Source organism: Salegentibacter lacus (assembly GCF_020164555.1).
Classification (GTDB): domain Bacteria; phylum Bacteroidota; class Bacteroidia; order Flavobacteriales; family Flavobacteriaceae; genus Salegentibacter; species Salegentibacter lacus.
In genome coordinates this window covers 1-15360 of record NZ_JAIQZB010000022.1, presented here as the reverse complement: position 1 = coordinate 15360, position 15360 = coordinate 1, and the positions used below count along the sequence as shown (strand labels likewise).

Below are 15360 nucleotides of genomic sequence, written 5' to 3'. Positions count from 1 at the left end.
CTATTTTTCTCATTTTAATTTTCTATTTCATTTTTCAAACTATTAGAAAAAATAAAAGAAAACAGGCGGAATTAAGGGCTGCCCATGAAGTGTTAAAGAAAAGATTGATAAAATTCATCCCAATAGCGGTTCAGTTTGTAAAGTCTACGGAGGATTTTTTAAGACGAGATGAGTACTTGTCTAATTATCAAATTTATCAGCACAGAAGGCCATTAGAAAATCTGGCCGGAATCCTTAATAATTCTGATTATCAAATTTTACCAGATTTTCAAAGTGAAACTAAAGTCTTCAATAAATTTCTCAATTATTTTTCTGGTCTATCTGAAAATGTGATAGCTCATAATGAAGAATTTTTAAAAAAAGAATTGAAAGAAACCCAACAGTACTTCAATGATATTGAAGGAAAATCTTTAGATCACCAGCAGCGTAGCGCAATTATTAAAAATGAAGATAACAATATTGTAGTTGCTGGTGCTGGAAGCGGGAAAACTACCACAATAGCCGGGAAAGTAAAATACCTTTTAGAAAAGTGCGACTATAAGAAAGATGAAATATTACTTATCAGTTTTACAAAAAAGTCGGCAGATGAAATGAATGAAAGAATTCGGGATAAAATGGAATTAAATATTCCCGTGAAAACATTTCACAAGCTAGGTTTGGAAATTATTGCAGAAGCGGGGAATGAAAAACCTACTATTCTTGGTTTCGGCCAGAAGCAAAACCTTGAACTTATTGAAGAATTACTTTCCATAGCTAAAAAAGATAACGAATACTTTAATAAGCTAAACGAATTTCTAAGCTTTTATCTAAAACCATACAAGGACCCGGACAGTTTTGAGAGCGAAAGTGATTATTACAATTATATTCGCGAGCAGAAGTTGTATGGATATAAGGAAATAAGCTTTTTAAATGGGAAGGGAAAATTTAGGGAAAAGTATAAAAGTCAGGAAGAAGTTAACATTGCAAATTTTTTATTTAGAAACCGAATAAAATATAAATATGAAGAGCCCTATAAATTTAAAACTGCGAGTAAAAAATTCGGACAGTATAAACCTGATTTCCATCTAACAGATAGTGATATTTATATTGAACATTTTGCAATTGGCGAAGACGGAAATGTTCCTTCCTGGTTTCAAGATGGTCAGGAAAGATCTGCTCAGGAGATTTATACGGAAGGGATTCATTGGAAACAGAATGAGCACAGGAAAAACGGAACAACTCTTGTCGAAACATATTCCTACCAACAAGGAAATGGGGTTTTGCTGGATGAATTAGAAAAAAAGCTTATTCAGAAAGGAGTTACTTTCAATCCTATGACGGATAAGGAATTTTGGGATTTTATAAAAGCTAATCACCCTAGGGAAATAAGTGATTTAACTCAATTACTTTATACTTTTCTTGTTTTATTGAAGTCGAATAATCAGGATATACAGACTTTAAAAAGAACTGCTAAAAACAATAATAATCAAAGAGTATTAAAATTTCTGGAAATCTTTGAACCGGTCTATAAACTTTACGAGAATTTCCTTAATAGTAGAGGGGAGATTGATTTCAGCGATATGATAAATCTGGCTACCGAAGCTATTGGTAATGGAAAATTTGAATCTCCTTATAAATATATTATCATAGATGAGTTTCAAGATATTTCTCAGGCTCGTTACGGATTAGTAAAGTCCTTATTGGATACTCAACCGGAAACTAAATTATTCTGTGTCGGTGATGACTGGCAAAGTATTTTTCGATTTACAGGCAGTGATATTGGGTTTTTTACAGAATTTGAGAAACGATTTGGAAGTTCAGAAATAAGTGGTTTTAATAGAAAAACAGAAAAGCAATTTATAGAAAAAACCTATAGATTTAATCAAGAGCTTATTGATCTATCCAGTGAATTTATTTTAAAAAACCCGAATCAGTTAAATAAAAATCTTATAAGCGGAAATGATAACCAAGAGGAGGTTTTAAGTATTTTTCCATTTTATGAGAATAAAGAAGCAGTCTCTGTAGTTGATGAAATTTTGAAAGAAATAATTAACAAAACCGAGAAGTTAGATACTTCAATAATGATGTTGGGTAGGTATAATCATGACGTAAAAATATTTAAAAATTCTGAATTGATAATTCAACGATTTGATTCTAAATTGAACAGATTTAGATTTTACTTAAAAAGCAGTCCTCAAATAAAATTAGATTTCATGACAGTACATTCAGCAAAAGGTCTGGAAGCTGATCACGTAATAATTATTAATGGAAAAGGAGGAACCTATGGATTCCCATCAGAAGTTGCCGATGATCCATTATTGAGCATTTTACTTTCTTCAGCAGATCAATTTCCAAATGGTGAAGAACGTAGATTATTTTATGTTGCCATAACCCGTGCTAAAAAACGTGTTTATTTACTAAAGGACTTGACAAACCCTTCTAAATTTGTAGAGGAAATTGACAAGGAAGTTCAAGAGGATGAAAGGCCCAATTGTGAATGGTGTACAACAGGAAAATTGATGTTTAAAAAGGGTCCTTATGGGAATTTCTATTCGTGCGACAATTTTGGCTATTGCAATTATACTATTACGGAAAGTAATTATTTAAATAGAGAGCAGAATGCTAATAAAGACGATTTCGAGAAAAGTTTTGTTCACAATAAAATTTAATTACACTTAACCCGAATAATCTCATCAATCCTGCTAGTGTATCTGTTTGACAACCGTTCCTGTTTCATTTTCCAGGTTCGGCCAAGATCCATTGCAGCAAATTTTACTTTTCCATTTTCCGTAGTGTTTAGCCGGTCTATAGTTTTCATAAGTATATGGTGTCGGGGATCTTCCGCAGAAAACAATGAAAGCTGACGTTCAGAGGCCGGTGTAATTCCCATAATAATTACTCCTGCTTTTTTGTATTGGTAACCGGGCTTGAAAATCTTTTCAAGGCCATATAATGCAGCTTTGGTCAATACCATAGTAGAATTGCTAGGGTTGGATAGTTTTACCACTATATTGGCGCGATACTGCTTTAAGTCGCTTCTAAAAGGATTGGTAAGTAGAAATACATAGAGTATGGTGCAGTTGGAATCCTGTTTGCGTAGTTTTGTCGCAGCCTTTGCCGCATAGGTAGCTACCCGTTCCCTAAGATCCTCAAACTCACTGTACATTTTTTCAAAGCTTCGGGTTACTGCAATGTTCTTTTTATTTTTTACTTCTTCAAAATCCAGGGTGCTTTCACCTGATAAATCCCGTTTTAGTCTTAAGCCTACTACGCTCATTTTTTTCAGAGCATATTCATTGGGTAACTGAATAAAATCCCAGGCATTTTTTACGTTAATATCCAGTAATCGTTTTTCGTGTTGGCGGCCAATTCCCCATACATCACCAATTTTAGTCCAGCGTAGTGCTTTTTCTTTCTTTTCTTCAGAATCAATTGCATAAACACTACCGGTGCGTTCGGCAAATTTCTTGGCGATCTTATTAGCAATTTTTGCCAGAGCTTTGGTAGGAGCCAGACCAACACTTATAGGTATACCGGTTTGCCTGAGCACACTTTCCACCATCTCTTTGCCAATTCGCTCCAGATCGTATAATTCAAAACCATTAAACTTAAGAAAAGATTCATCTATGGAGTAAATTTCAATATCCGGGGTGAACTGGGATAGGATATTCATTACCCGTCCGCTCATATCTCCATAAAGGGAATAATTACTGGAGAAAACCGAAATTCCTTTAGCTTCAAAATCTTTCTCAAATTGAAAAGCCGGTGCACCCATAGGAATACCCATTGCTTTAGCTTCGTTACTTCGCGCTATTACGCAGCCATCGTTATTGCTTAGCACAACAACGGGTTTATTCCGGAGGGAAGGATCAAAAACGCGTTCACAACTCGCATAGAAATTATTGCAATCTACCAGGGCAAACATATTATAGGTCTTTAATGCAATGAGTAACAATTCCCCAGATCACAAAATCATTTTCACTAGTCACTTTAATTGGCTTATATTTTTCATTTTCGGCTACCAGCCAGATAATATCCTTTTCAATTTTAATACGTTTCACGGTAAATTCACCATCTAAAAAGCATACTGCAATATTTTGATTTTTTGGTCTTAGACTTTTATCAATTACCAATAAATCACCATTACCAATCCCGGCACCAATCATACTATCACCTTCTGCCCGGCCAAAGAATGTTGCTTCTTTATTCTTGATTAGCTGTTGGTTAAGGTCAATAAGATCTTCCAGGTGGTCATCTGCCGGAGAGGGAAAACCGGCAGAAATTCCGTTAGAAGAAATGGGAAATACTAAATTATGTAAAGAATATTTTTCGTAAATTTTCATTAGTCACAGATTGAAAAGCAAAATTAGGTAAAAATCCATATAATAGGAATAAATCCAAAATTAAAATTATGTGTTACGAAACCAGTCTTACCAAAAAATTAAGGGCTATTGAAAAGCAAACCGACGCAATTATGCGATATCCGGAAGTTTACGAGCCCTGGTATCATTTGTCGGGACATTTGCATCCTTATATGTTCTGTATTCCAATGAACGAACCGGATGCTATTTTAGCTATGGAGTGGGGCTTAGTTCCGAAGGAAGAGATAGATATTGAGGGATTCCGAAAAAACTATAACACACTTAATGCAAGAGGAGAATCACTACTGACAAGTAAATTGTATAGGGAAGCAACCAGGGAAAGACGCTGTTTAATCCTTGCCGATGGATTCTTTGAACCCCATTATCCAAATGACAATTTCAAAGCTAAGGCCGTTCCAAAATATTGCTACCTGGAAGGCAGGAAGCTATTTTCCTTTGCAGGAATTTACACCGAAATTGATGATGATTATTGGACTGTAAGCATGGTAACCACTGAAGCTAATGATTTTTTTGAAAAAATTCATAATAAGAAAAAAAGGATGCCCCTGGTTCTGGATCCTGATTTTGTAAAGGAATGGTTGGATCCAGATCTCAATGATAGTGGAATTAAAGAAGTGTTGGCAACCAGCTTTATGAGAGAACCATTTAAAGCACATTCGGTAGCCAATATCTATAAACGCAATATTAATACCAATACCCCCGAAATTTTAGAACCTGTGGAAGATACAGAGGGGGAACAAGGGAAGTTTTTTTAGATATTCATTATATTTTCAAAAACCCACCGATTAGTTCATGTTCTGGTGGTTTTTTGTGCCAATTAATTTTGACTGGCATTTTAATTCTATTTTGAAAATACTCTGTTTACTCACTTATCATTAATCGCAATAGCGCATTAATTAAATAATAATCCTAAAACTCCACCTATCAGAGCTTCAGAAATATTAGAAGCCCCATGGGGATTAAAAGAATCCCGTACTCTGTAAGTATCGTCCTCGTCTAATAATAAAGTACTGTTTGGTAAAAGAGTATTACTTTCAGTAAAAGAATCATTTCCAAGAAATAGAGTAGTTAAAAAATTTGATTTATGTCTGAACCTAATATTAGAGCCACTGTAGCTATAACTGCCATTCCCATCTAAATAAATATCGTACAAGTTGGTTGTACTGTTATATAGTACAAGGCTTGGTGTGCTTCTTTGGAAGTTTAATTTTTTGAGAGATAAAGGTTGATCTATAGCAGAAGAGCCAACATGAGTATAAAATTTAGATGATATGCTTTTTATGGAATCTTTTGTTTGTGCATAAAATGATAAACTTGAAAAAAGGCAAAATATTAATATTAATGGTTTGGTAATTTTCATCGTATAATTATTCAATTAATAAAGAGGTAATTTTTAAATTTAAATCTTCTCAAATCTAACACCAAATTTTAATAGAATTAAACTTGACAGAATAGCTTTAGATGGAAAAAGATAAATTTAGTAAATAAATCTGGTTGCAATTCCCACAAATCTTATTTTAATTTTCTGGATGTTTTTCCGAGCCAATACTAATCACAAATTTAATTTAATCGAAGGTAACATCAAAAACAACTCTTCTGGCCCCTTGGATTTCAATATTATTACTAGTGTAAGTATTTCTTTTCTATCCATACTTAAAGCCTGTGTGGGCTGTTGATTATAGCAATTTTAGTTCGAACCGGTTTTCCTTAACATCGTGGGCAAGCTCAAGAGTACTAAAAACTAAAATCTTTATTCGAAGATGTCGTTTTTATCCAAGTTTTTGATACTGGATTTTCTAAGTGATAAATAATAAATAAAATGAATAATTAGAAATACTGCCCAGATTATTGCTGTGATGTAAATATTACTAATATTTTCATAGCTAGATTGAAAACCCAATATAAACCAGAAAAATGAGATTAAGTTATATGCCAAAAATGTGCAAAGATGAAATCTAAAACCGATATCATAAATTGGCAGATCCTCATAATACTCTTTTTTCCCAAAGTACATTCCACTAAGAAACATTAATACAGCATAAAACACTGCACAGATAAAGACTGCTATAAACATTTGATTTGTTAGGGACATACTTAAACCAAACCGGAAGATAATTGTAAGTATTGTTGCAGTTAAAGTGAATTTTAATAGGTTAGAAGTTATTAGAGTTTTCATATCTATTTTTTTAAAAGGTTATTTATTTCAGGGTTGAAAAATAAATTGATATTTCTGTCAATAAATTTTTCAAGTAATTCCATTCCTATTTGGGTTAAGAAGTAATATTTTCTATCAGGACCTTTATTTCCCTTTCTATTTTCATAACTTACTACATCAATATGTTCATATTTGCGTAAATTCCTATAAAGGCTCTGTTCCTCACACTGGATAGTGTTTTTGGATTTTTCTTCAATAAATTTCTTGATTTCATCAACATATTTATGTCCATCTTTCAATGCCAGGAATATCCATAAAGTTAATTGCCCTTTTTTATAGGTTTCTTCCCAGGAGGAGAGTAGATCGGGTAATAAATCTTTGCTCATAAACATATAGTATTATACATCTTGTATAATACAAAGATATAATTTTTTTTGGTTTGTGATACTTGAAACTTTATTTAGATTATTTTAGATCTTTCTTTACTTTTTTATCCTTACAGATTGAGCGAACCTCTCTATAAATCTTTATATAATTTTCATTGATGTCTTCCTCGGAAAAGAACTTTGTCACATCGGGTAGTTCCCGTTTAATATTCTGCTGTTTAAATTGAACTTTTTTATCAATTCCATCAGCATAAGTAATAAATTCTCCCTGTTTCAGACTAAAAAACACATTAGCCCTAACCTTATAAATCTCTTTTTCTCCGGTAGAAATTTTTGTATCGAAATCCAGACCGGTTCCCCGCATTACTGTTTTTGTTTCATCTTTTATAATTTCGAAAAAACGCTCGTAAAAGCGTGCGGTGTCAGGATCATTCACTTTTCCAAAGAACTGATAGGACAGGTTACTTAAAATTGCCTTACTGGCTTTGTCCCCATACATCATATCGTTCTGAATTTTATCCTGCATCACATATACGGTGGCTATATCATAACTTCTCAAGGTAGCCGGGATGCGGTGCATATTTAATAGCCTTATAGTTGGAGCTTCTTCAATAAGGAGGAAAGATGACCTGGAATGCCTCACGCTCATTTGCTTTACAATGGTATGCATTATAGTGGCGATGATCGGGGAATATGAGGAGTCATATTTTGGGTTATTTATCAAAGAAATCACCGCTGGATTCTGAGGATTATTAATATTGAGAGGAATATCATCTGCTGCCAGTGCCATGAAAATACGTTTACTACTAATCTTCATCAGGGCAGTAGAAAGCGTGCTTTTTACTCCGGCAGTTTGTCTTTCAGAATCCTTACCACTAATAAAAGCATCTGCAAAAGCCCGGGAAGTCTGGTTAGATTTCAAAAAATCAATAAGCTCATCGGTGTCCAGGTTTTGGTAAATAGCAATGAGATGAGGGAGGGTACAATACTCAGGAAAAGAAACTTTTAGTTTCCATATAAGTCCGGAAATTAATCCCTGCGCGGCATCATTAAAAAATTTATTTATTCCTGTGGCACCTGTTTCTTTTTGCTCCAGGAGGTTTTCAATTAAAACTCGAGACACCTCATTAATATCCTCTTCATTTACCATATATCTCGGTGCAATAGGGTTTACCCGATGAATTATTTTATCAAAAGAGAGGATATAAGACGGTGTATTCCGATTCCTGAAGAGAGGGTAAGCCATTTCGGTGATTTCGAAATCTTTATAGTCGTGTATAAGTCCACAGAAAGAATTTCGGCTGAAATGATCCAACAGGTTATAGACCACACTTTCTGTTTTGCCACTACCTGCAGCGCCTATTACAGAAACCCCTCGCTTAACATTATTGATTTGAAATCTACCATTTTGGGTTTTAAACTGCACCTGGTATTTAATCTCAATATTTGACGGTTCTTTTTTAGGTATAAACACATAAAGGACGGTATTAATTAACAAAAGGGGGCAACCTAAGTAAAGACCTATAGTTGCTATTTCTTTGAAGGACGGGTCATCAGGTAAAATCCCCCAAATAAATAAACTGGAAAGCAGTAAATTTAAAGGAAAAGCGAATGACGTTAATTTATACATTCGGAAAAAAATGCCACTTCCGATAGCAATACAGAATATTATATTAATGAAGTTTGTTTCCATAGCAGATGAATTTAAATTCCTATTGATGCAGATTTTGAGGCTAAATGAATTCCTCGTTGAATAGATTTAATGAATTTCACAGTTAGTTGGGCTTTAGAAAGTGGTACCGCAGGAAGCATCGGAATTCCGGTTTCCCTAAGCATTTTCATAGCCAATGCTTTTTCTGAAGCGGGAAGTCCCACAATTGCAGAAAAATATAATTTCGGACTTTTAATAAAGTCTTTCCGGGCCTGGTAAGTTTCTACGAAATTGCGTTGGTACTGAAAGGTCTTATCAAATGTCTTTTCAGCCTTTTGAAAAAAAAGATCCCTGTCAAATCCTCTTTTTATCAATTTACCATTCATTTCCACCTCAGAACTTTTGTATTTGCTTCCAGGGGATAAACTAAAGGAATTGGAAGCATCTTTTCGGCTTACAATAATATGGATATGGCTTTGGTTACCTTCCTTAAGCATTCCCTGTACAATGCGTTGTCGGTTTTGCTGGTAAGGAGCTTCCCTTTCCAGTTTAAGAATCTGCACTTCTTTGGCTTTAATATCCCCCACCAATTCGCCACGTTCGATCTTTCGAACCTCATTTTTAAGCTGCAATATTTTAGAAGCATAAGGTTGGTTTTCTTTTACCTGAAAGTCAGTTCCTTTAAATGCTCTCTGGTGTTCGATTTTTGCGAAATATTTAATATCGTTTACGGTAACAGGACGACCATTAATTTCCCGGTTAAAACAGGAGGCATAATCTTTCATTAGTTCCCTGGTATATTGCTTTAAAGCTTCTGAGTTGTTTTGTAGTTTTTTTAGTTCGTATGCTGAGGGATTTACGGTTATTGAGTAAAATTTCGGTTCAATTTTTTTGAGCTTGGCGGTGTTGGCATCTATTTCCTTGATGACCACCTCTGGAGAAATACCATCCTCTTTCTGATAAAAGAAAAACTCATGATCTTTTTCCATACCGGGAAGCTGGTTTTCTTTCTCCAGGTAATCAACAAAGCCTGCGGCACTTTGAGAATAATTTGATCCCAGTTTCTGTGGTGTAATAGTGATATACATAGCGAGTTATTTATAAAAGTCGGGGTGAGTATCGTCTTGCTCATAATCTCTTTTTCGATTTTCGTAGTTATTTTTGGGATCAGCAGCTTCCATTAGTGCTTCCAAAATGCCTAAAGTGGGGTTTACTTTATTCTTCTCCATATCCTTCAAAATTGCGATTACTGCATTTATTCTTTTTTTGATAAGGTTTTCCAGAGTCTCCATTTTTGGACCCATCATTTCATTTGGAGAAATACTATTCATTTCAAAAAAATCAACCATCGATAATAGTGTCATTGATTGAGATTTAGATAAAGACCGGCTGAACCGTCTAAATTTTTTAGCTACGGAAGTCTTGATCTTAAGAGTCTCGAACTTCTCTTTTTTATATTCTTCATCCATTTTTTAGTAAATTTTCTGCCATTTCTCAATGGGTTTCAAAGGTTTTTAGTAATAAAGCAACTTCATTTTAATTTTGACCCTTGAATAAAATTATTTAAATAACTGGTAAACAGTTATTTATATTCAAAAAGGTGATTCTTAACGGGGTTCTGCCCGTTACCCTCTTGCTTTACCTTTTCGTCCCGCAGGGACAAAAATTTCAACTATTAAATTGAATTTAATAGCGCTTTAATTAGTAAAAAACGGAATCTCATTTTTTATGATTGGGAAAGAAAATCTTTGAAATAAACTGTAGAGAATTGGAAGAATAATTGAGAATTCTGTAAACAGAAAAAACGGATCATGATGCTCATAACCCGTTTATAAAAATCTTACTTTAGTGTATTATAACATCCCTTCATCTGCAAAACTGAAGTAATCCCCATCGGGAGTAAGTATCAAATGATCCAATACCTTAATATCAAAAAGTTCCCCTGCTTTTTTGATCTTTTCCGTTAGTGATTTATCGGGTTGACTGGGTTTAAGGGTTCCCGAGGGATGGTTATGTGCTAAAATTATAGAGGTCGTAACGGACTTTAGAACTACAGCAAATACGATTCTTATATCTACTAAAGTTCCGGTGATGCCTCCTGTAGAGAGCGTGTAAATACCTTTTACCTTATTTGAATTATTAAGGAGCAGCATTTTAAAACTTTCAAAGAGTTCAATATTTTGTTTATCCCAATGCTCAAAAAGAAGGGTAGCAGCATCACGGGAAGAAGATATTTTGGGAAGTAATTTTGTTTTAATACTTCCGCTATAACTTATTGCGATTTCATTAACTTTGGTTTCCATTATTGATTTGTTTAAAGTTAGATAATGAAAGAGGGCGCAATTTTCGACGATGACGCCCTCTTTGCTTTTAATTAATTATTATCCTGTTTTGAGCTGTTCAATAAAAGGATCTCATTTACCAGAATTTCTGTGATGTACTGTTTTTCTCCAGCTTCATTGTTATAGGAGCGATAAGTTAATTTGCCTTTAATAGCAATTTCCTTTCCCTTAGCGATATACTTATTAGCAAGCTCCGCCTGCTTACTCCAGGCGACCAGCTGATGCCATTGGGTTTCCTGAATTTTCTCTCCGTCTTTAAAAAATTGTTCATTGGTGGCCAGAGAAAATCGGGTCACTAACATTCCATTTTCAAACTTGTGGGATTTTGGATCTTCTCCTACGTTTCCAATTAACTGTACTGTGTTTCTAAGCGTTTTCATAACTAAAAGTTTTAAAGGTTTATAATTGATTTTTAACTGATTTACTTATTGTATCCTGAGCGTTTTCCTTTTTTGATTTTTTTAATTCCGCTTCCTTTTTGTGGATTTTGTATGATTTCATTTTTCCGCTATTAGATTTACTTCCCGTAGAGCCGTCACTGTTACCTTTTTTTGATGCTGATACACTTTCAAGATTTAGAATTAGGAAGGACTTATAAAAAGGGAGTGAAGGGACCGGCTTTATGCAGTCTGGACTAACTTCTAAATTTTGGTATTTTGCATTACAGAAAAAAGGTAGTGGCAGTGAAGGTCGGGGAAATGCTAATTTGGAAATGGAAGAGTAGGAAAGGAGCAGGAAGCGGAATTAAATTAATTATGAAATCATTTAGAGGACTTAAGTGGAAAACCAGAACAAGGAGTGAAGCGTTTCCGCCATTTGTGCGGAAAAAGTGAAATGGAGGTGGCGGTTTTTCACTTGTGTCCGGTGCTGTTAAATGAAGCTCTTTAGCCTGGAGGGACGAAGGGCTAATGTGCTGAGTGGGGTATTGATATTTCAATTTATTCTAATCCTTTAAAGCTTTAAGGATTTATTGCTGAACGCATATGGTAAATTTGAATAGTATAAAAAATTAAGTTATTCATACAAACCGTATAAATAGTAAGGTTTACCATCGTTAAGAAGTTCCTAATAAAACCTAAATTTGGTTTTTTAAAGATACAAATGCTCCAATGCATTCATATTTACAATTGTAGTAAATTTTATAAGCAACTTTCTTACATATTATTCATCTTAAAAGGAGTATAACCCATTTTATAATAAATTTAAAATCAAAAAAATGAAGAATTTCACACTACTAATTTTCGCACTTTTTTTCACTCATTTAGTTTATAGTCAAGATATTATAGTAACTAAAGAACAAAATTCCGAATGGATTTTAAATTTTCAAAATGAAAATCTAAAGGGTAGAATTAAATTATTTAAAAATAGAATATTAAATGATCAGAATGTTTATAAAACATCTGGAAATCCACATGGTGTTAAAGAGCAAGAAGGTTATAATGCTACTACAATTTATAGACCTATTTATATGTTTACTTCAGAAAATATGAAGCCAGTTATAATGTCAGCCAATCCATCTGAAGAAACTATTAATAGCCTTACTCCACTTCTAAACGAAAGAAAAATTCAGTCAATTAATTTTAGTAATGAAATCATAGACCAAGCATTGTACGGTTCTAGAGCTAATAATGGAATTATAAGAATTAATGTTTCAAAAAAAGAATTTAAGGAAATAAAGGATATAATTCTCTAATCCAAAAGTAAATATTGATATAAATTTAATTTTATGATTTTTAAGATAAGATTTCTACTATTTACACTAATAATTGTGGTTTTTTCCTGTAGCAAAAAAGACAATTGTACAAGTAACAAAATAAATATTACCAGCTTAGAAAATGAATATGGCTGTCCTGATATAAGATATTCCGATGTTGATATTGAAGAAAATTATTTAATTATTTCAAACCAGGAAAGTTTTGAAGAATTGAATATGGTTAGCTGTACTCCTGAAATAAATTTTTCTAAGTATGATTTAATAATTGGAAAGAAATCACTCAGCCAGGGCAATCAGTCCATTAATTATGAACTTTCAAAAAGTTGTGTTACACAAAATTTAATTCTAAAAGTAATTTTTACTCAAAATGAGGCAGCTGTAGCCCTGACTGTAACCTATCACGTATTAATTCCTAAGCTTGAAAATCAACAAATAATTTCGGTAGAATTAGAAGAACAATAACTTGCTACAAACTTGTCTAAAATCAAAAATTAGTGCTTGTTTGCTTAGTGGTTTGTCCTGTGGAGAACCATTCACGCTAGCTCGCATTGTTTTTAAACGGAGCGTTACCCAACATGAAATAAAACTATGAGAAAATATTATTTAATAATTTTAGTCACCCTCCTTACAGGTTGTTGTAAAGAAGAAGTTCTTGGAGAAGATCCTCTCTCAGATTATGAAAAGGAGCTTATACCATATAACGGCTACGATGAGATCGAATATTTAAATGAAGATGGCCAAATCATTCTTGCCCAGAGTACACCGACTAAAATAGAAAGCGACAGATGGAAGCCTGGACCTGAAAGTTGTTCATTTACTGAATATGAAAGATCCTACAGCCATTTATTTTTTAGTTCAGAAGATTTTACTCTTAAGCTGGAAATAAACAAATCATATGATGGCGAATTTACAATTGAGATCGGTCGAGGTGAGTCATATATTTTTAGCCAAGGATGTAGAATTTTTTTAGATCAACCTATAGAAGAAAGAATTACTAATATTTCCTTAGCAGGAGATGATTTTACAAATGTGTTAGTTTTCGAAAATTGTAGTGCTGATTCAAAAATTAGTAAAATACTTTATTCTTCAGAAAAGGGAATTGAATATTTAGAATTTTCAAACGGATCGTTTTATAAAATTAATTAAACATCTTAACAATTGTTGGGTGACATTATATCTTTAAAACAGGGCTTAAATCAATCTCAAATCCAAATTTCCTGGTAACTTCCAAAGCCAGATTGTCTTGCGGTTAGTCCAAATAACTATAATTTTGGCCACCATTTATTATCGACGACGAATTAAAGGCTTCATCTTTATAAAAACTTTAAATACAATAAACGAATTATAACAAAACACAATCCGCCAAATAATGCCATTCCGATAATTAGCTTTAAATAAACCCTATTATATTTTTTCAAGTTCTTATTAGTCTCAATGCGATCAATTATAATTAATCTTGGTTGGAGGATTAATTTCATAATATGCAGATACAAAAAAATCAAACCTGCGAATATGCCGTATGAATACAATCTGGGGAAATTTTTTATAGAACTTGAAACCGCAACGGAATTAAAGGAAAGTTCCAAGATACAGATTAGAAATATGATTGAGAAAAATAGAATTACGCCGAACATATTCCGAATGGCAACAAATGCTAGTTTTTCCGCTTCTTTTCTATCTTTATTCTGTTTGTGATGATAAACCAATACCAATTTAGTGTACAGAACATTTAAATGCTTCATAAATACTTTTGAATTTTATAGTATAAACCCTGCTATAATTTACAGACCCGTGGGAGAGACAAAAATATATTTTCTCTTTTTTAAATCCAATGGAACAACCTTACTCTATGTATGGTTGAACCGTAATTTTACAGATCAAATTATTTTAAAATTAATAACTTAAACCGTACATAAAGTATGGTTTACATAGATTAGGCATTCCTTGAAAATATTAAATTTGGATTTTTATAAAAGGAATAAATGTACCATTGCATTTATTGAGAAGTTGTAAACAAGGGCTTCAGACAAAAACAAAGAATTAGAAATGAAAGTGAAAACAAAATGTTATTAAAGACTTTTCTTATTTCGGGATTAACTTTCGCGTTAGGAATGGCTGGGTTTTACTATTTAGTTGATGGTGGAAGTTTCCAGTTATGGAGATTTTTATTTCATTTCATAACTTTTGGATCTGTTATGGGAATATTAGCCCGTAAAACTATAGGAAAAAGGAAAAAGAATCAGAATCCAATGTGCGGAATATTGAATAGTGAAAATCATTTCCAAGATAAACCAATAAAGCTAATATTATTTTTGCTTTCACGTATTATTCCTTAGCAATTACACGTGTCGCCAAAGTTTACAACAGTGTATAAAACCAATGCTATATTTATTGCTTATTCGAAAGTTGGTGCTCGCTTGCAACGACCGATTGTCCTACGGACAATCACGCTAGCCCGTTCGCACAGTTTTTATACGGGACGTTGGCAAAAATTTATTGAATTCCGGCCTTATTCCGTAGAATGAGGATTACATTTATAAAATAATTAGAGTAAAAGGTTTTATATAAGGCACTCAAATTTTAAATAAACTATCTATCATCTACCGATATATTGTTATATTATTTTTTAGAGGTCAGTAGTTAGTTACTTATAATTTGCGATTGATAGGTGACATTGCCCTGAACCATTTTTGTGATCAGGTTATTGAATATTGTAGCCTTGCTCTGAGATCGGTTGATCCTAAAACAGAA

Annotated in this window: 14 protein-coding genes and 1 pseudogene; 5 read left to right on the top strand and 10 right to left on the bottom strand. The window is 33.2% G+C overall.

Annotation, left to right across the window (positions count from 1 at the left end; translation table 11 throughout):
- Positions 1-104 precede the first annotated feature (104 nt).
- Positions 105-2648 carry a UvrD-helicase domain-containing protein gene (locus LB465_RS15530; protein ID WP_224470842.1) on the top strand — a complete coding sequence of 848 codons (2544 nt, stop codon included), beginning with the start codon at positions 105-107 and terminating at the stop codon, positions 2646-2648.
- Here LB465_RS15530 and LB465_RS15525 read toward each other — a convergent pair.
- Positions 2645-3904, bottom strand: a complete 1260-nt coding sequence (locus tag LB465_RS15525; protein ID WP_224470841.1) for a Y-family DNA polymerase — start codon at positions 3902-3904, stop codon at positions 2645-2647. The genes LB465_RS15530 and LB465_RS15525 overlap by 4 nt on opposite strands.
- A gap of 1 nt (position 3905) precedes the next feature.
- The gene (locus LB465_RS15520) at positions 3906-4322 is read right to left on the bottom strand and encodes a LexA family protein (protein ID WP_224470840.1); all 417 of its coding nucleotides are present in this window, start codon (positions 4320-4322) and stop codon (positions 3906-3908) included.
- A 68-nt stretch (positions 4323-4390) separates the two neighbouring features.
- Between LB465_RS15520 and LB465_RS15515 the strand changes: the two genes are divergently transcribed.
- Positions 4391-5116: an SOS response-associated peptidase gene (locus LB465_RS15515; RefSeq protein WP_224470839.1), complete on the top strand. Its 726-nt coding sequence runs from the start codon at positions 4391-4393 to the stop codon at positions 5114-5116.
- A 137-nt stretch (positions 5117-5253) separates the two neighbouring features.
- Here the strand turns inward: LB465_RS15515 and LB465_RS15510 are convergent, their stop codons facing one another.
- The 7 genes from LB465_RS15510 to LB465_RS15480 all read right to left on the bottom strand — a co-directional run bounded on the left by LB465_RS15510 (position 5254) and on the right by LB465_RS15480 (position 11275).
- Positions 5254-5721 (bottom strand): hypothetical protein, encoded by a 468-nt coding sequence (locus LB465_RS15510; RefSeq protein WP_224470838.1) that lies wholly within the window; start codon positions 5719-5721, stop codon positions 5254-5256.
- Positions 5722-6539: 818 nt separating this feature from the next.
- On the bottom strand, positions 6540-6902 hold the full coding sequence (locus tag LB465_RS15505; protein WP_224470837.1) for a PadR family transcriptional regulator: 363 nt from the start codon (positions 6900-6902) through the stop codon (positions 6540-6542).
- Positions 6903-6981: 79 nt separating this feature from the next.
- On the bottom strand, positions 6982-8595 hold the full coding sequence (locus LB465_RS15500) for a type IV secretory system conjugative DNA transfer family protein (protein ID WP_224470836.1): 1614 nt from the start codon (positions 8593-8595) through the stop codon (positions 6982-6984).
- Positions 8596-8606: 11 nt separating this feature from the next.
- Entirely contained in the window at positions 8607-9641 is a 1035-nt protein-coding gene (gene mobB / locus LB465_RS15495; protein WP_224470835.1) for a MobB family relaxase, read from the bottom strand.
- 6 nt (positions 9642-9647) lie between these two features.
- Complete coding sequence (locus LB465_RS15490; protein ID WP_317198443.1) at positions 9648-10022, bottom strand: BfmA/BtgA family mobilization protein; 375 nt, start codon at positions 10020-10022, stop codon at positions 9648-9650.
- A gap of 384 nt (positions 10023-10406) precedes the next feature.
- Positions 10407-10856, bottom strand: coding sequence for a JAB domain-containing protein (locus LB465_RS15485; RefSeq protein ID WP_224470833.1), 450 nt, complete (start codon positions 10854-10856; stop codon positions 10407-10409).
- 71 nt (positions 10857-10927) lie between these two features.
- Positions 10928-11275 (bottom strand): single-stranded DNA-binding protein, encoded by a 348-nt coding sequence (locus LB465_RS15480; protein WP_224470832.1) that lies wholly within the window; start codon positions 11273-11275, stop codon positions 10928-10930.
- 836 nt (positions 11276-12111) lie between these two features.
- Here LB465_RS15480 and LB465_RS15475 point away from each other — a divergent pair.
- The 3 genes from LB465_RS15475 to LB465_RS15465 all read left to right on the top strand — a co-directional run bounded on the left by LB465_RS15475 (position 12112) and on the right by LB465_RS15465 (position 13755).
- Positions 12112-12588 (top strand): hypothetical protein, encoded by a 477-nt coding sequence (locus LB465_RS15475; protein ID WP_224470831.1) that lies wholly within the window; start codon positions 12112-12114, stop codon positions 12586-12588.
- Between the two features lie 33 nt (positions 12589-12621).
- Complete coding sequence (locus LB465_RS15470; RefSeq protein ID WP_224470830.1) at positions 12622-13071, top strand: hypothetical protein; 450 nt, start codon at positions 12622-12624, stop codon at positions 13069-13071.
- A gap of 126 nt (positions 13072-13197) precedes the next feature.
- Positions 13198-13755, top strand: coding sequence for a hypothetical protein (locus tag LB465_RS15465; protein ID WP_224470829.1), 558 nt, complete (start codon positions 13198-13200; stop codon positions 13753-13755).
- 1494 nt (positions 13756-15249) lie between these two features.
- Here the strand turns inward: LB465_RS15465 and LB465_RS15460 are convergent.
- A pseudogene (locus LB465_RS15460) lies at positions 15250-15360 on the bottom strand (IS1595 family transposase); the annotation flags it as partial.